The organism is Streptomyces sp. ITFR-6 (genome assembly GCF_031844725.1).
Lineage (GTDB): Bacteria > Actinomycetota > Actinomycetes > Streptomycetales > Streptomycetaceae > Streptomyces.
On the sequence record NZ_CP134612.1, the window covers coordinates 5,907,551 to 5,922,325 of the forward strand.

Genomic DNA, 14,775 nt, shown 5'->3' on the forward strand with positions numbered 1-14,775 from the left:
CGGGGACAATGGGCGCCATGAGCGCTCGACCTAACCCAGAAGCTGCTGCGCAGCAGGCTGAGAACACCGCCCCGCACCGGGCCGGCTTCGCCTGCTTCGTGGGCCGTCCCAACGCGGGCAAGTCCACCCTTACGAACGCTCTGGTCGGCCAGAAGGTGGCGATCACGTCCAACCGGCCACAGACCACCAGGCACACGGTCCGAGGCATCGTGCACCGGCCGGACGCGCAGCTGATCCTGGTCGACACCCCCGGCCTCCACAAGCCGCGCACCCTGCTGGGCGAGCGTCTCAACGACGTCGTACGCACCACCTGGGCCGAGGTCGACGTCATCGGCTTCTGCCTGCCCGCCGACCAGAAGCTCGGCCCCGGCGACAAGTACATCGTCAAGGAACTCGCGGGCATCAAGAAGACGCCCAAGATCGCCATCATCACCAAGTCCGACCTGGTCGAGTCCAAGCAGCTGGCCGAACAGCTGCTGGCCGTCTCCCGACTCGGCGAGGAGCTCGGCTTCGAGTGGGCGGAGATCATCCCGGTCTCGGCCGTCAAGGACGACCAGGTCGGCCTGCTGGCCGACCTGATCGCCCCGCTGCTCCCCGAGAGCCCGCCGCTCTACCCGGAGGGCGACCTCACGGACGAGCCCGAGATGGTCATGGTCGCGGAGCTGATCCGGGAGGCCGCGCTCGAAGGCGTACGCGACGAGCTGCCGCACTCCATCGCGGTCGTCGTCGAGGAGATGCTGCCGCGCGAGGACCGGCCGGCGGACAAGCCGCTGCTCGACATCCACGCCAACGTCTACATCGAGCGGCCCAGCCAGAAGGGCATCATCATCGGCCCGAAGGGCCGGCGCCTCAAGGACGTGGGCACCAAGTCCCGCAAGCACATCGAGGCCCTCCTCGGCACGCCGGTCTTCCTGGACCTCCACGTGAAGGTCGCCAAGGACTGGCAGCGCGACCCGAAGCAGCTGCGGAAGCTGGGGTTCTGAGCCCGGACAGTCCACTCAGCAGTAGCACGCCGCCGGTCTCACGCGCCCTCCTTCAGGACGCGTGAGACCAGTGCGCGCTGGGCGTCGGTCAGCCGGGGGTCCGCGCAGTGCACCGTCCGGTCTCCGACCGTGATCCGGTAGCCGAAGCCGTCCGGTACGCCGGCCGGCGGGGTGTCCCGGCCGCCGGCGAGCGCCGATTCGGCCAGGGCCTCCCATTCACGGGCGTCGGCCCGGTCGGAGGTGTCGATCTCGCGGTGGCGTGCGATACCGGCGAAGCCGCCGGTCCTGCTCACCTTGATCCGCATACGGTGTCCTTCCCCTGCGGACGCGCCCTGGGTGCTGCCTACGCGGTCGGTACGCCCACCTCCGACCAGGCCTTGAGAACCGCCTCCACCTCGTCGCCCGCACCGAAGCGGCTGCGTGCCGCCGCGACGGTCAGCCGGGCGAAGGCCGCGAAGTCGGCGTCCACCGCCAGTTCACCACCGGTGAGCACATCGAACCAGAGCTGCCCGGCCTTCTCCCAGGAACTGCCGCCGAGCGCGGTCGCCAGCAGGTAGAACGCCCGGTTGGGGATGCCGGAGTTGAGGTGGACACCGCCGTTGTCGTCGCCGGTGCGGATGTAGTCGTCCATCGACGCGGGCTGCGGGTCCTTGCCGAGCACATCGTCGTCGTACGCGGTGCCGGGCGCCTTCATCGAGCGCAGCGCCACCCCCTGGACGCGCGGCGCCAGCAGGCCCGCGCCGATCAGCCAGTCGGCCTGCTCCGCGGTCTGGCCCAGCGAGTACTGCTTGACCAGGGAGCCGAACACGTCGGAGACGGACTCGTTGAGCGCGCCGGACTGGCCGTAGTAGCTCAGGTTGGCCGTGTACTGGGTCAGGCCGTGCGCCAGTTCGTGGGCGATGACGTCGATGGCGACGGTGAAGTCCAGGAAGATCTCCCCGTCCCCGTCACCGAACACCATCTGCTCGCCGTCGAAGAAGGCGTTGTTGTACTTCTCGTCGTAGTGCACGGAGCCGGTCAGCGGCAGCCCCTTGCCGTCGATCGAACGCCGCCCATAGGCCTTGAGCAGCAGTTCGAAGGTGGCGCCGAGGCCCGCGTACGCGCGGTTGACGCTGGCGTCGGACGTCGGGTCCTCGCCCTCGGCGCGGACCTTGGTGCCGGGCAGCTCGGTGCCGTGCCGGCAGTCGTAGAGGGTGCGGTCGGGCTTGCCGGAGCGCTCGTCCTCCGGGGCGGGGGCGACGCGGGCCGGGACGGGGGTCGTCACCTGGCGGCGGGTGCGCCGGGCGGCGTCGGCCTCCAGGGTGCGGCGGGCCGGGTCCGCCAGGACGGGATCGTCGGACTGGGACAGCTTGTCGAGTACGTGGGGCGGCACGATGGTGCAGAAGACGGGCCGGTGCGTGTGCTGAGTTCGAGGCTGCATGCACTCGACTGTGGCAGCGTGTGATCGCAATGTCACTGGTTGCCACCAGGATTGACGAATTAGAGTGATCGGTCACTGTTTAACCGTTACCGGCCTCCGGTCCCGCATACTGATACGGCACAGACGTCTCGGGCGTCGCTCGGCTAGTCTCTTCGCATCATGCGTTTCGGGCTGCTTCTTCTTAGCTGCCGCGGCGAGGGTCTGTAGTCGTAGGCCGACCCCCTCCCCGCGGAGTCTTGTGTTGCAGCGACACAGTCGGCCTTCCCCCAGCTCTCGATGGGCAGGGGAACCCTTCTTGCCGGACTCCGAGGAGCCCCACGCCATGACCGCAGTGAATCCCGCTCAGAACCCCGTCGCGAACGCCGTCGGCCGCCCCACGCCGATCACCAACGCCACCGGGCTCCAGAAGCCCTCCGGGATGCCGATCGGCAAGTACGGGCAGTACGAGGCCGTCGAGATCCCCGACCGCACCTGGCCGGACAAGCGGATCACGGTCGCACCCCGCTGGCTCTCCACGGACCTGCGCGACGGCAACCAGGCGCTGATCGACCCGATGTCGCCGGCCCGCAAGCGCGAGATGTTCGACCTGCTCGTACGCATGGGCTACAAGGAGATCGAGGTCGGCTTCCCGTCCTCCGGCGAGACCGACTTCGCGTTCGTCCGCTCCATCATCGAAGAGGGCGCGATCCCCGAGGACGTGACGATCTCCGTCCTGACGCAGGCCCGCGAGGAACTGATCGAGCGCACCGTCGAATCACTGCGCGGCGCCCACCGCGCCACCGTCCACCTGTACAACGCGACCGCCCCCACCTTCCGCCGCGTGGTCTTCCGCGGCTCCAAGGAGCAGGTCAAGCAGATCGCGGTGGACGGCACCCGGCTGGTCATGGAGTACGCGGAGAAGATCCTGGGCGAGGAGACGATCTTCGGCTACCAGTACAGCCCGGAGATCTTCACCGACACCGAGCTGGACTTCGCCCTGGAGGTCTGCGAGGCGGTGTGTGACGTGTGGCAGCCCGAGGCCGGCCGCGAGATCATCCTCAACCTGCCCGCCACCGTGGAGCGTTCGACGCCGTCCACGCACGCCGACCGGTTCGAGTGGATGTCGCGCAACCTGTCGCGCCGCGAGTTCGTCTGCCTGTCCGTCCACCCGCACAACGACCGCGGCACCGCCGTGGCCGCCGCCGAACTGGCGCTGATGGCCGGGGCCGACCGGATCGAGGGCTGCCTGTTCGGCCAGGGCGAGCGCACCGGCAACGTCGACCTGGTCACGCTGGGCATGAACCTCTTCTCGCAGGGCGTCGACCCGCAGATCGACTTCTCGCAGATCGACGAGATCCGCCGCACCAGCGAGTACTGCAACCAGATGGAGGTCCACCCGCGCCACCCCTACGCGGGCGACCTGGTCTACACCGCCTTCTCCGGCTCCCACCAGGACGCCATCAAGAAGGGCTTCGACGCCATGGAGGCCGACGCGGCCGCCCAGGGCAAGACGGTGGACGAGATCGAGTGGGCGGTGCCGTACCTGCCGATCGACCCGAAGGACGTGGGCCGCTCCTACGAGGCCGTCATCCGGGTCAACTCGCAGTCCGGCAAGGGCGGAATCGCCTACGTCCTGAAGAACGACCACAAGCTGGACCTGCCGCGCCGGATGCAGATCGAGTACTCCCGGATCATTCAGGCCAAGACCGACGCCGAGGGCGGCGAGGTCACTCCGACGCAGATCTGGACCACGTTCCAGGACGAGTACCTGCCCAACCCGGACAACGCCTGGGGGCGCGTCCAGATCCGCTCCGGCCAGAGCACCATCGGGTCCGACGGCCAGGACACGATCACCGTCGAGGCGACCGTGGACGGCGCGGACACCGTGCTCACCGGCACCGGGAACGGCCCGATCTCGGCGTTCTTCGAGGCGCTGCAGGCCATCGGCATCGATGCCCGGCTGCTGGACTACACCGAGCACACGATGAGCGAGGGCGCGAGCGCCCAGGCCGCCTCGTACATCGAGTGCGCGATCGACGGAAAGGTCCTGTGGGGCATCGGTATCGACGCCAACACCACCCGGGCCTCGCTGAAGGCGGTCGTCTCGGCGGTCAACCGCGCCACCCGCTGACCCGCCCGCCCGAAAGGGCATGAATCGGTACGGTCCGTGAACCCCGTCGCCCGCACCCGGGAGGCGGGGTTCGGCCATCTCGGGGTGGTTGTGACGGGCGAGGTGCTGACGCCGCTTCACGGATGTGGTTAACATCACGTCCAACACGGCAATGTTGCCGTGTTGGTACCTCCCGTGTCCGCAGGGCTACGGGGGAGTTACGGAGGTGTGCGACGTGCGGTCAGCCCTGGGACAACGCGCCATGAAGCTGCGTATCTGCGGCATCCGTACGATGTGGGACACCGTCGGGGACGGCGAGTTCTTCTGCACCGGCTGCGGAGGCGACCGCAACTACCGCCGCCTCGCCGGACATCGCCGGTTCACCTTCCTCGGCGTACCGCTGCTGCGGCGCGGCACCGTGGGCCCGGTCGTCGAATGCGCCGCGTGCCACGAGCACTTCGGCACCGACACCCTCGACCACCCCACCACCACCCGGTTCTCCGCGATGCTCAAGGACGGCGTCCACACCGTCGCGCTCGGCGTCCTCGCGGCCGGCGGGACCACCTCCCGCACGGTCCTGGAGACCGCGGTCGCCACCGTGCGCGGCGCCGGTTTCGACGGCTGCACGCAGGAGCAGCTCGCCACCGTCGTCGAGGTCCTCTCCGTCGACATCGGCCACGGCTCGGCCTTCGACCCGGCCGCGGAGGCCTGCGGCGCGGCCCTCGCCATCGAGCTCCACGAGGCGCTGGAGCCCCTCGCCCCGCACCTGGCCCAGACCGGCCGCGAATCGATTCTGCTCCAGGGCGCCAGGATCGCGCTCGCCGACGGCCCGTACAGCCAGGCCGAACGCGAGGTGCTGACCACCGTCGGCGGCGCGCTCCAGCTCTGCCCACAGGACACGGCCCGGCTGCTCGCCGCGGCGGCGCGCACGCCGTCCTGACCGGCCCCGGCCCGCCGTCCCTCTCCGCTACCGGGAGGGGCTCACCTGCCACGCCCGGCCGCAGGGCGCGGTGGCGGCAGCGCTGCGCGGCTGCGGCCCCGCCGTCGTGGCCTCCGCCACCGTCGCCGCGGGCCTCCCGTGCCTTCTGGCGGCCGATCTCACCCGTAGCCGGGGAATGGGACCCATCGCCGCCGTCGGCGTGCTGTGCGCGCTCCTGGCCATGCTGACGCTGCTTCCCGCGCTCCTGGTGCTCCTACTGAGCGGCCCGGTCGAGGGGGCGGACCCGCCGGGCCGGCCGCGTACCGGACAATGGAGCCATGAGCTTGTTCCGGGACGACGGCGTGGTGCTCCGCACGCAGAAGCTGGGCGAGGCCGACCGGATCATCACGATCCTGACCCGCGGCCACGGCCGGGTACGGGCCGTCGCACGCGGCGTGCGGCGCACGAAGTCGAAGTTCGGGGCCAGGCTGGAGCCGTTCTCCCACGTCGACGTGCAGTTCTTCGCCCGGGGCAGCGAGCTGGTCGGACGCGGACTGCCGCTCTGCACCCAGAGCGAGACCATCGCCCCCTACGGCGGCGGGATCGTCACCGACTACGGGCGCTACACCGCCGGCACCGCGATGCTGGAGACCGCGGAGCGGTTCACCGACCACGAGGGCGAACCCGCCGTCCAGCAGTACCTGCTCCTGGTGGGCGGACTGCGCACCCTGTCCCGCGGCGAGCACGACCCCCACCTCATCCTCGACGCCTTCCTGCTGCGCTCGCTGGCCGTCAACGGCTACGCCCCCAGCTTCGACGGCTGCGCCCGGTGCGGAATGCCCGGACCGAACCGGTTCTTCTCCGTCGCGGCGGGCGGCGTCATATGCGGCGACTGCCGGGTACCGGGCAGCGTCGTACCCTCGGCGGAGGCCGTCACCCTGCTGAGCGCACTGCTCACCGGCGACTGGGAGACGGCGGACGCGTGCGAGGCGCGTCACGTCAGGGAGGGGAGCGGGCTGGTGTCCGCCTATCTGCACTGGCATCTGGAGCGCGGGCTGCGCTCGCTGCGGTACGTGGAAAAGTGACACAGGGAGACTGAGAAGCTCATGGCAGTACGCGGAATCCTCGGCGGCCGTAACCGGCGCGACCACAAGACCCCGGAGCCGCACCCGTCCGGTGCCGTGCCGCCGAAGATCCCCGGTGAGCTGGTGCCCAAGCACGTCGCCGTGGTGATGGACGGCAACGGCCGCTGGGCCAAGGAGCGCGGGCTGCCGCGCACCGAGGGCCACAAGGTCGGCGAGGGCGTCGTCATGGACGTGCTCAAGGGCTGCATCGAGATGGGCGTCAAGAACCTCTCGCTGTACGCCTTCTCCACCGAGAACTGGAAGCGGTCCCCGGAGGAGGTGAAGTTCCTGATGAACTTCAACCGGGACGTCATCCGCCGCCGCCGCGACGAGATGGACGAGCTCGGCATCCGGATCCGCTGGGTCGGCCGCATGCCGAAGCTGTGGAAGTCCGTCGTCCAGGAGCTCCAGGTCGCCCAGGAGCAGACCCAGGACAACGACAAGATGACGCTGTACTTCTGCGTCAACTACGGCGGCCGGGCCGAGATCGCCGACGCCGCGCAGCGGATCGCCCAGGATGTCGCGGCCGGGAAGCTCGACCCGTCGAAGGTCAACGAGAAGACCTTCGCGAAGTACACCTACTACCCGGACATGCCGGACGTCGACCTCTTCGTCCGCCCGAGCGGCGAGCAGCGCACGTCCAACTACCTGATCTGGCAGAGCGCCTACGCCGAGATGGTCTTCCAGGACGTGCTGTGGCCGGACTTCGACCGCCGCGACCTGTGGCGGGCCTGCCTCGAATTCGCCCAGCGCGACCGGCGCTTCGGCGGTGCGGTGGAGGCGGCGGAAACCGGCAGCTGAGCGCGCGGGTCCGCGGGGGCGGCGCCCCCGCGGACCCGGATCACTCCTGAGCGCTCGCGCGCCGGATCACTCCTGCGTGCTCGCGCAGTCCGCGCAGGTGCCGAAGACCTCGACCGTGTGCGCCACGTTGACGTAGCCGTGCTGCGCCGCGATCGTCTCCGCCCACTGCTCCACGGCCGGGCCCTCCACCTCGACGGCCTTGCCGCACACCCGGCAGACCAGATGGTGGTGGTGGTCACCGGTCGAGCACCGCCGGTAGACGGACTCGCCGTCGGTGGTGCGCAGTACGTCGACCTCGCCCGCGTCCGCGAGGGACTGCAGGGTGCGGTAGACCGTGGTCAGCCCGACCGAGTCGCCGCGGTGCTTGAGCACATCGTGCAGCTCCTGCGCACTGCGGAACTCGTCCACCTCGTCGAGCGCCGCGGCCACCGCGGTCCGCTGCCGGGTCGAGCGGCCGCGTACCGGGGCCGCGTTCGTGTCCCTGCTCGGCGCCGTCGCCACAGGAGCCTCCTCGTGTCGCCCGTACGTTTGTCGGGCCATTGTGCCAGTCCGGCCCGGCCGCGGCGTCAGACGCGGACGTCGTCCGTGGCCCGGCGGGTGGCCGGTACCTCCAGAGTGCACCGTTCCGCGGCCGATTCGCCGATGCGCGCGCGCCTTCTTCCCAGCGGGGCGGCGAGCAGGGTCAGCGCGATGAAGACGCCGATGGCCAGCAGCACGATCGTCGCCCCGGGCGGTACGTCCTGGTAGTACGAGGTCACGGTGCCGGCCAGCGTCACCGCCACCCCGATGACGACCGAGAGCACGAAGGTCACCTTGAAGGACCGGCTGATCTGCTGCGCGGCGGCGACCGGGACCACCATCAGGGCGCTGACCAGCAGCAGCCCGACGACCCGCATCGCCACGGTGACGGTGACCGCCGCGGTGACCGCGATCAGCAGGTTCAGCACCCGCACCGGCAGCCCGGTGACCCGGGCGAACTCCTCGTCCTGGCTGACCGCGAACAGCTGCCTGCGCAGCCCCACCGTCACCAGCAGCACGAACGCCGCCAGCAGGCCGATCGCGGTGATGTCCTCGGAGGAGACCGTGGAGAGGGAGCCGAAGAGGTACGAGGTGAGGTTGGCGTTGGAGCCGGTGTCGGAGAGGTTGATCAGCAGGACACCGCCCGCCATGCCGCCGTAGAAGAGCATCGCCAGCGCGATGTCGCCCCGGGTGCGTCCGTACCAGCGGATCAGTTCCATGACGACCGCGCCGACGACGGCGACCGCGGTGGCCATCCAGACCGGGCTGGTGGAGAGCAGGAAGCCGAGGCCGACTCCGGTCATCGCGATGTGGCCGATGCCGTCGCCCATCAGGGCCTGCCGGCGCTGCACCAGGTAGATGCCGACGGCGGGGGCGATGACGCCGACCAGCACGGCGGCGATCAGCGCCCGCTGCATGAAGGGAGGGGTGAGGAAGTCCATGGTCAGCTCAGCAGTCCCGTCCGGACGGGCTCGGAAGCCGCGTGGGGGTGTACGTGGTCGTGGCCGGGCAGGGCGTGCTGCCCGAGGGCCTTCGGGGGCGGTCCGTCGTGCATCACGCAGCCGTCGCGCAGGACGACCGCGCGGTCGATCAGCGGCTCCAGCGGGCCCAGCTCGTGCAGGACGAGCAGCACGGTGGTGCCGGCCGCGACCTGGTCGCGCAGGGTCGCGGCGAGGATCTCCTGGCTGGCCAGGTCGACGCCGGCCATCGGCTCGTCCATGATCAGCAGTTCGGGTTCTGCGGCGAGCGCGCGGGCGATCAGGACGCGCTGGTGCTGGCCGCCGGAGAGGGCGTTCACCGAGTCCTTGGCGCGGTCGGTGAGGCCGACGAGCTCGATGGCCCGGTCGACGGCGGCGCGGTCGGCCTTGCGGGGCAGGCCCAGCTTGGTGCGGGAGAGCCGCCCGGAGGAGACGACCTCGCGGATGGTGGCCGGTACGCCGCCGGCCGCCGTGGTGCGCTGCGGTACATAGCCGACCCGGGCCCAGTCGCGGAACCGGCGCAGCGGGGTGCCGAAGAGTTCGACGGCGCCGCCGGTGAGCGGGACCTGGCCGATGGCGGAGCGTACGGCGGTCGACTTTCCGGAGCCGTTGGCGCCGAGCAGCGCGACGACCTCGCCGCGGTGCACGGTCAGGCCGACGCCGCGCAGTACGGGACGTGCCCCGAGGGTGGCCGTGGCGTCGCGCAGGACGATCACGGGTTCTGGGGTGGGGCTCGCGGGCTCGGGCATGAGCGCCTCCGGTGCTGCAGGGTTCGGGCCGGCCGGTTTCATGGGGTCGTCGCTCACTTCGCGCCGAGCGCCTTCTGCAGCGCGGCGAGGTTGGACTTCATGACCTCCATGTAGTCATCGCCCTTGGACTTGTCCGTGATTCCCTCCAGCGGGTCCAGGACGTCGGTCTTCAGGCCGGTGTCCCGGGCGACGGTCCTGGCCGTCTTGTCGCTGGCCAGCGTCTCGAAGAAGACCGTGGTGACCTTCTTCTTCTCCGCGATGGAGTGCAGGGCGCTGATCCGGGCGGGGCTGGGCTCGGCCTCGGGGTCGATGCCGGCGATGCCCTCCTGGGTGAGGCCGTAGCGCTCGGCCAGGTATCCGAAGGCGGAGTGGGTGGTGATGAAGGTCTTGGTGGCGGTGTTCGCCAGCCCCTTCTCGTACTCGGTGCTGAGTGCGCCGAGCTCCTTGACCAGGGTGTCCGTGTTCTTGCGGTAGTCCGCGGCGTGGTCCGGGTCGGTCTTCTCCAGGGACTTCCCGACCCCCTTGGCGACCTCGGCGTACTTCACCGGGTCGAGCCAGATGTGCGGGTCGGCGCCGGCTTCCTCGCCCTCGTGCTCGTGGCCGTGCTCCTCGCCGCCGACCTCGGCGCCGTGGTCCTCCAGCGTGGTCAGGCTCGCGGCGTCGACCGTGTGCGTGGACTCGGAGAGCTTGATCGCGTCGTCCACGGCGGGCTGGATGCCCTTGAGGTAGAGGATGTAGTCGGCGTCGCTGAGGCCGCCGATCTGCCGGGGGCTGAGCTCCAGGTCGTGCGGCTCCACGCCCGGCTTGGTAAGGGTGGAGACGGAGACGTGGCCGCCGCCTATTCGCTCTGCCAGGAACTGCATCGGGTAGAACGACGCCACCACGTTGAGCCTGTTACCGCTCTTGTGGCCGGCGGCATCGGATGACGAGCAGGCGGTGAGCGTGGTGAGGCCGAGGACGACTGCTCCGGCGACGGCGGCGGTGGGTATGAGGCGGCGTTCGTTCATGACAGTCATTTTCAACAAAAATGGAAACGATTGTCAACAAGGCTGATGGGATGCCTCCGGAAGCGACTGTCCCGATACCGATTTGATCGAAGGGGCGTGCCCGCCGGTAATCTGAGGTCTTCTCCGTTCGTCGCCGTCGTAATGAAGAGAGCACCGTGGCCGCCGACAAGATCGACTCCATCGTCAGCCTGAGCAAGCGCCGTGGCTTCGTTTTCCCCTGCAGTGAGATCTACGGTGGTCAGCGCGCCGCCTGGGACTACGGGCCGCTGGGCGTTGAGCTCAAGGAGAACCTCAAGCGCCAGTGGTGGCGCTACATGGTCACTTCGCGCGAGGACGTGGTCGGGCTCGACTCGTCGGTCATCCTGGCCCCCGAGGTGTGGGTGGCCTCCGGCCACGTCGCCACGTTCTCCGACCCGCTGACCGAGTGCACCTCCTGCCACAAGCGCTACCGCGCGGACCACCTGGAGGAGGCGTACGAGGAGAAGCACGGCAAGCCGCCGGTCAACGGCCTCGCCGACCTCAACTGCCCCAACTGCGGCAACAAGGGCACGTTCACCGAGCCCAAGCAGTTCTCCGGCCTGCTCTCCACGCACCTCGGTCCGACCCAGGACTCCGGCTCGGTCGCCTATCTGCGCCCCGAGACCGCCCAGGGCATCTTCACCAACTTCGGCCAGGTGCAGCAGACCTCGCGCAAGAAGCCGCCGTTCGGCATCGCGCAGATGGGCAAGTCCTTCCGGAACGAGATCACTCCGGGCAACTTCATCTTCCGCACCCGCGAGTTCGAGCAGATGGAGATGGAGTTCTTCGTCAAGCCGGGCGAGGACGAGCAGTGGCAGGAGTACTGGATGGAGCAGCGCTGGAACTGGTACACCGGCCTCGGCCTGCGCGAGGAGAACATGCGGTGGTTCGAGCACCCGGCGGAGAAGCTCTCCCACTACTCCAAGCGCACCGCTGACATCGAGTACCGCTTCCGCTTCGGCGGCAGCGAGTGGGGCGAGCTGGAGGGCGTCGCCAACCGCACGGACTACGACCTGAAGGCGCACTCCAAGGCCTCGGGCACGGATCTGTCCTTCTTCGACCAGGAGGCCGGCGAGCGCTGGACCCCCTACGTCATCGAGCCGGCGGCCGGTGTGGGCCGCTCGGTCCTGGCCTTCCTGCTGGACGCCTACATCGAGGACGAGGCTCCCAACGCCAAGGGCGTCATGGAGAAGCGCACCGTGATGCGTCTCGACCCGCGCCTGGCGCCGGTCAAGGTCGCGGTCCTGCCGCTGTCCCGCAACCCGCAGCTCTCGCCGAAGGCCAAGGGTCTCGCGGCCGACCTCCGGCAGAACTGGAACATCGAGTTCGACGACGCGGGCGCCATCGGCCGCCGCTACCGTCGTCAGGACGAGATCGGTACGCCGTTCTGCGTCACCGTCGACTTCGACACCCTCGACGACAACGCGGTGACGGTGCGCGAGCGCGACACCATGAAGCAGGAGCGCGTCTCCCTGGACCAGATCCAGGCGTACCTGGGCGCGCGGCTGCTCGGCTGCTGACGCCTCGCATCCGCTGCACGAAGCCCCCGGTTCCCCGAACGGAACCGGGGGCTTCGTGCACACTGGGCACAATCGTCCACAGGAGGCTCGGATGCCGTCCATGACCACGAGCAAGGTCAGCAGATGGGACCAGCACGGCCGTGAACACATAGTCCACGTAAGGAAGTCGGGGATGCAGCGGGCGTTGAGCTGCGACACCTGCGACTGGCGCAAGGGCGTGCAGTTCCTGCCCTGGCTCAAGGCGGAGGAGCACCTCGCGCAGGCCCACCAGGCGACGGTCGACCCGACGGCGACATAGCCCCCGTGGCCGTCGTCAGGTCCGCAGGCCGCGCAGCAGCAGGTCGGTGACGGCGGTGAACTCGGCGGCGATGGCGGGTTTCCGCCACTCGGCGGCATACGCCGGGTCGTGGAAGCGGGCCGTCGCGTCGAAGACCGCCTGGGCGGCCGCCGCGGGGTCGGCCACCGCGAACTCTCCGTCGGCCGCCCCCTCCTCGATCATCTCCCGGAGCTGGCCCACCAGTTCGCGGATGTGTTCCTCGACCACGGTGCTCTCGCCCATGAGCACCTCATAGGTGGCGAACAGCTCCGGATCATCGCCCGCCTTGTGCCGCTTGGCCTCGAACAGCGTCTCCAGCCACTGCCGCAGCTTCGCCGGGGCGGGCTGGGCCGGGGCGCGCAGGATCTCGGTGAGCGCCAGCTCCGTGCGGGTCAGCCAGCGGCCGGTCACGGCCTCGCGCAGGGCGGCCTTCGTGCGGAAGTGGCGGTACACGCTGCCGTGGCTGACGCCGAGCGCTCGGGCCACGTCGACCACGGTCGCCTTGGCGGGGCCGTAGCGGCGCAGCACGTCCTCGGTGGCTTCGAGGATGCGCTCGGGGGTCAGCGGGTCGGACGGCGGCGTCATGGTGGGTGTGCTGCCTTTCGGGGCGGGGGCGTCGGGCGGATCAGGGCGCCTTCGCCCGGCTCCGACCGTACCCGGACGTCAGCGCTCGCTGTCCAGGTGTGCCATCTGGCTGTCGGGGTAGCGGGCGCCCGCCGCCGCGCCGGCCGGGACCGCCTCCTCGATCGCGGCGAGGTCGGCCGGGGTCAGCTCGACGTCCAGGGAGCCGAGGGCCTCGGTCAGCCGGTCGCGCCTGCGGGCGCCGACCAGCGGCACGATGTCCGCACCCTGGGCGAGGACCCAGGCGATGGCGATCTGCGCGACCGTGACGCCCTTCCGCCCGGCGATCTCGCGGAGCGCCTCGACCAGGTCGAGGTTGTGCCGGAGGTTCTCGTCCTGGAAGCGCGGGCTCATCGTCCGGAAGTCACCGGCGGCCAGCTGGCGGTCATGGGTGAAGTGGCCGCTGATCAGCCCCCGGGAGAGCACCCCGTACGCCGTGACGCCGATGCCCAGCTCGCGGCAGACCGGCAGGATCTCCGCCTCGATGGAGCGGGAGATCAGTGAGTACTCGATCTGCAGATCGGAGATCGGGGCGACGGACGCCGCCCGCCGGATGGTCTGCGCGCCGACTTCGGAGAGGCCGATGTGGCGGACGTGGCCGGCCTCGACGAGCTCGGCGATGGCGCCGACCGTCTCCTCGATGGGCACGTCGGGGTCGAGCCGGGCGATCCGGTAGACGTCGATGTGGTCGAGGCCGAGCCGCTGGAGTGAGTAGGCCGCGAAGTTCTTGACCGCCGCCGGCCGGCCGTCGTAGCCGCTGAAGCCGCCCTCGACGGTCCGCAGGGCACCGAACTTCACGCTGGTCAGGGCCTGTTCGCGAGCGGCCGCGGGGGCGGTGCGCAGGGCCTCGTTGATCAGTAGTTCGTTGTGTCCCATGCCGTAGAAGTCGCCGGTGTCGAGCAGGTTGATGCCGGTGTCGAGCGCGGCGTGGATGGTGGCGACCGACTCGGAGCGGTCGGTCTCGCCGTACAGCGCGGACATGCCCATGCAGCCGAGGCCGAGCATGGAGACCTGCGGGCCGGTGGAGCCGAGGGTGCGGGGGCGGAGGGCGGTCATGAGGAACTCCCGGGTGGGCGGAGGCGGGCGGAAGACGGAGAGTGGGTGGAGGGAGAGGAGTCGGATGTCGTGCGTACATATCGACCATGACATATGGGCTGACAGATTTCAATATCTGTCAGCCCATGTTCCCTCGGTGGGGTGATCCCGGCCGGTGGCGTGATTCCGGTCGGTGGGGCGGTCTCGGTCGGACGAAAATCCGGTGCCGGAGCCGTGAGGGGCGGGGTACCGTTCCGGCATGTCTTCGTTCTTCCAGATCTACGAGTGAGTGCGCGGCGGGTACGAGCACCCGCCGCCCACCGGATCGATCCAGGGTCGTTTCAGACCTCACTTTCACCACGAATGGGAGAACCCCGTGGCCAAGAGTCGTAATAACCTCCTCGGCGTCGGCGGACAGCGGAAGAAGCTGTCCCGCGCCGAGCAGCAGGGGGCAGGCCCCGAGCGCAACGCCGACCGGAAGACGGCGGTCGAGCAGAAGCAGGAGCTGCTGCGCAAGATGCGGGAGCGCGCCGGCCACCCCGCGCCGTCGGACGACGCGGCAGCCGGGCAGGACGCTCCGGAGCAGGCCGCCTCGGAGCAGGACGGCCCGGCGAAGAGCTGACGCCCTCCCGCCGAGCGCGGACCGCACCACTCGTACGACCGTGGGCCCGGAACAC

General features: G+C 69.9%; 16 protein-coding genes and 1 pseudogene. 9 read left to right on the forward strand and 8 right to left on the reverse strand.

The genetic code is table 11. The annotated features are described in order from the left end of the window. Positions 1-8: 8 nt before the first annotated feature. Complete coding sequence (era, locus tag RLT59_RS26900; RefSeq protein WP_311305773.1) at positions 9-983, forward strand: GTPase Era; 975 nt, start codon at positions 9-11, stop codon at positions 981-983. Positions 984-1,021: 38 nt separating this feature from the next. Here the strand turns inward: era and RLT59_RS26905 are convergent, their stop codons facing one another. Next, on the reverse strand, positions 1,022-1,288 hold the full coding sequence (locus tag RLT59_RS26905; RefSeq protein WP_311305774.1) for a protealysin inhibitor emfourin: 267 nt from the start codon (positions 1,286-1,288) through the stop codon (positions 1,022-1,024). Between the two features lie 38 nt (positions 1,289-1,326). Further along, complete coding sequence (locus RLT59_RS26910) at positions 1,327-2,403, reverse strand: M4 family metallopeptidase (protein WP_311305775.1); 1,077 nt, start codon at positions 2,401-2,403, stop codon at positions 1,327-1,329. A 322-nt stretch (positions 2,404-2,725) separates the two neighbouring features. Between RLT59_RS26910 and leuA the strand changes: the two genes are divergently transcribed. The 5 genes and pseudogenes from leuA to RLT59_RS26935 all read left to right on the forward strand — a co-directional run bounded on the left by leuA (position 2,726) and on the right by RLT59_RS26935 (position 7,336). Continuing rightward, positions 2,726-4,513, forward strand: a complete 1,788-nt coding sequence (gene leuA, locus RLT59_RS26915; RefSeq protein WP_311305776.1) for a 2-isopropylmalate synthase — start codon at positions 2,726-2,728, stop codon at positions 4,511-4,513. Positions 4,514-4,754: 241 nt separating this feature from the next. Then, positions 4,755-5,432: a tellurite resistance TerB family protein gene (locus tag RLT59_RS26920; RefSeq protein WP_311307872.1), complete on the forward strand. Its 678-nt coding sequence runs from the start codon at positions 4,755-4,757 to the stop codon at positions 5,430-5,432. Between the two features lie 25 nt (positions 5,433-5,457). Beyond that, positions 5,458-5,736: pseudogene (locus RLT59_RS26925) on the forward strand (MMPL family transporter); the annotation flags it as partial. A 13-nt stretch (positions 5,737-5,749) separates the two neighbouring features. Beyond that, a complete protein-coding gene (gene recO / locus RLT59_RS26930; protein ID WP_311305777.1) occupies positions 5,750-6,496 on the forward strand; it encodes a DNA repair protein RecO in 747 nt (248 codons plus the stop codon). A gap of 21 nt (positions 6,497-6,517) precedes the next feature. After that, positions 6,518-7,336, forward strand: coding sequence for an isoprenyl transferase (locus tag RLT59_RS26935; RefSeq protein WP_311305778.1), 819 nt, complete (start codon positions 6,518-6,520; stop codon positions 7,334-7,336). Between the two features lie 66 nt (positions 7,337-7,402). On the opposite strand, the gene RLT59_RS26940 is transcribed toward RLT59_RS26935, so the two are convergent. The 4 genes from RLT59_RS26940 to RLT59_RS26955 all read right to left on the reverse strand — a co-directional run bounded on the left by RLT59_RS26940 (position 7,403) and on the right by RLT59_RS26955 (position 10,588). Next, positions 7,403-7,837 (reverse strand): Fur family transcriptional regulator, encoded by a 435-nt coding sequence (locus RLT59_RS26940; RefSeq protein ID WP_311305779.1) that lies wholly within the window; start codon positions 7,835-7,837, stop codon positions 7,403-7,405. A 65-nt stretch (positions 7,838-7,902) separates the two neighbouring features. Further along, a complete protein-coding gene (locus RLT59_RS26945) occupies positions 7,903-8,796 on the reverse strand; it encodes a metal ABC transporter permease (RefSeq protein WP_311305780.1) in 894 nt (297 codons plus the stop codon). Between the two features lie 2 nt (positions 8,797-8,798). After that, entirely contained in the window at positions 8,799-9,581 is a 783-nt protein-coding gene (locus RLT59_RS26950; protein ID WP_311305781.1) for a metal ABC transporter ATP-binding protein, read from the reverse strand. A 53-nt stretch (positions 9,582-9,634) separates the two neighbouring features. Beyond that, entirely contained in the window at positions 9,635-10,588 is a 954-nt protein-coding gene (locus RLT59_RS26955) for a metal ABC transporter substrate-binding protein (protein ID WP_311305782.1), read from the reverse strand. 155 nt (positions 10,589-10,743) lie between these two features. Between RLT59_RS26955 and RLT59_RS26960 the strand changes: the two genes are divergently transcribed. Then, positions 10,744-12,126 (forward strand): glycine--tRNA ligase, encoded by a 1,383-nt coding sequence (locus RLT59_RS26960; RefSeq protein WP_311305783.1) that lies wholly within the window; start codon positions 10,744-10,746, stop codon positions 12,124-12,126. Between the two features lie 91 nt (positions 12,127-12,217). Then, complete coding sequence (locus tag RLT59_RS26965) at positions 12,218-12,424, forward strand: hypothetical protein (RefSeq protein ID WP_073735952.1); 207 nt, start codon at positions 12,218-12,220, stop codon at positions 12,422-12,424. A gap of 15 nt (positions 12,425-12,439) precedes the next feature. Here RLT59_RS26965 and RLT59_RS26970 read toward each other — a convergent pair whose 3' ends face one another. Both RLT59_RS26970 and RLT59_RS26975 read right to left on the reverse strand, forming a co-directional pair. Continuing rightward, complete coding sequence (locus RLT59_RS26970; RefSeq protein WP_311305784.1) at positions 12,440-13,027, reverse strand: TetR/AcrR family transcriptional regulator; 588 nt, start codon at positions 13,025-13,027, stop codon at positions 12,440-12,442. Between the two features lie 78 nt (positions 13,028-13,105). Beyond that, positions 13,106-14,119 (reverse strand): aldo/keto reductase, encoded by a 1,014-nt coding sequence (locus RLT59_RS26975; protein WP_311305785.1) that lies wholly within the window; start codon positions 14,117-14,119, stop codon positions 13,106-13,108. A 355-nt stretch (positions 14,120-14,474) separates the two neighbouring features. On the opposite strand from RLT59_RS26975, the gene RLT59_RS26980 reads away from it, so the two are divergent. Next, positions 14,475-14,720: a DUF6243 family protein gene (locus tag RLT59_RS26980; RefSeq protein ID WP_311305786.1), complete on the forward strand. Its 246-nt coding sequence runs from the start codon at positions 14,475-14,477 to the stop codon at positions 14,718-14,720. The last annotated feature ends 55 nt before the right edge of the window (positions 14,721-14,775 follow it).

Excerpts from the sequence above, each read along its gene's own strand:
- era (WP_311305773.1), top strand. The coding sequence starts at position 9 with ATGGGCGCCATGAGCGCTCGACCTAACCCAGAAGCTGCTGCGCAGCAG.
- RLT59_RS26905 (WP_311305774.1), bottom strand. The coding sequence starts at position 1,288 with ATGCGGATCAAGGTGAGCAGGACCGGCGGCTTCGCCGGTATCGCACGC.
- RLT59_RS26910 (WP_311305775.1), bottom strand. The coding sequence starts at position 2,403 with ATGCAGCCTCGAACTCAGCACACGCACCGGCCCGTCTTCTGCACCATC.
- leuA (WP_311305776.1), top strand. The coding sequence starts at position 2,726 with ATGACCGCAGTGAATCCCGCTCAGAACCCCGTCGCGAACGCCGTCGGC.
- RLT59_RS26920 (WP_311307872.1), top strand. The coding sequence starts at position 4,755 with ATGAAGCTGCGTATCTGCGGCATCCGTACGATGTGGGACACCGTCGGG.
- recO (WP_311305777.1), top strand. The coding sequence starts at position 5,750 with ATGAGCTTGTTCCGGGACGACGGCGTGGTGCTCCGCACGCAGAAGCTG.
- RLT59_RS26935 (WP_311305778.1), top strand. The coding sequence starts at position 6,518 with ATGGCAGTACGCGGAATCCTCGGCGGCCGTAACCGGCGCGACCACAAG.
- RLT59_RS26945 (WP_311305780.1), bottom strand. The coding sequence starts at position 8,796 with ATGGACTTCCTCACCCCTCCCTTCATGCAGCGGGCGCTGATCGCCGCC.
- RLT59_RS26950 (WP_311305781.1), bottom strand. The coding sequence starts at position 9,581 with ATGCCCGAGCCCGCGAGCCCCACCCCAGAACCCGTGATCGTCCTGCGC.
- RLT59_RS26955 (WP_311305782.1), bottom strand. The coding sequence starts at position 10,588 with ATGAACGAACGCCGCCTCATACCCACCGCCGCCGTCGCCGGAGCAGTC.
- RLT59_RS26965 (WP_073735952.1), top strand. The coding sequence starts at position 12,218 with ATGCCGTCCATGACCACGAGCAAGGTCAGCAGATGGGACCAGCACGGC.
- RLT59_RS26970 (WP_311305784.1), bottom strand. The coding sequence starts at position 13,027 with ATGACGCCGCCGTCCGACCCGCTGACCCCCGAGCGCATCCTCGAAGCC.
- RLT59_RS26975 (WP_311305785.1), bottom strand. The coding sequence starts at position 14,119 with ATGACCGCCCTCCGCCCCCGCACCCTCGGCTCCACCGGCCCGCAGGTC.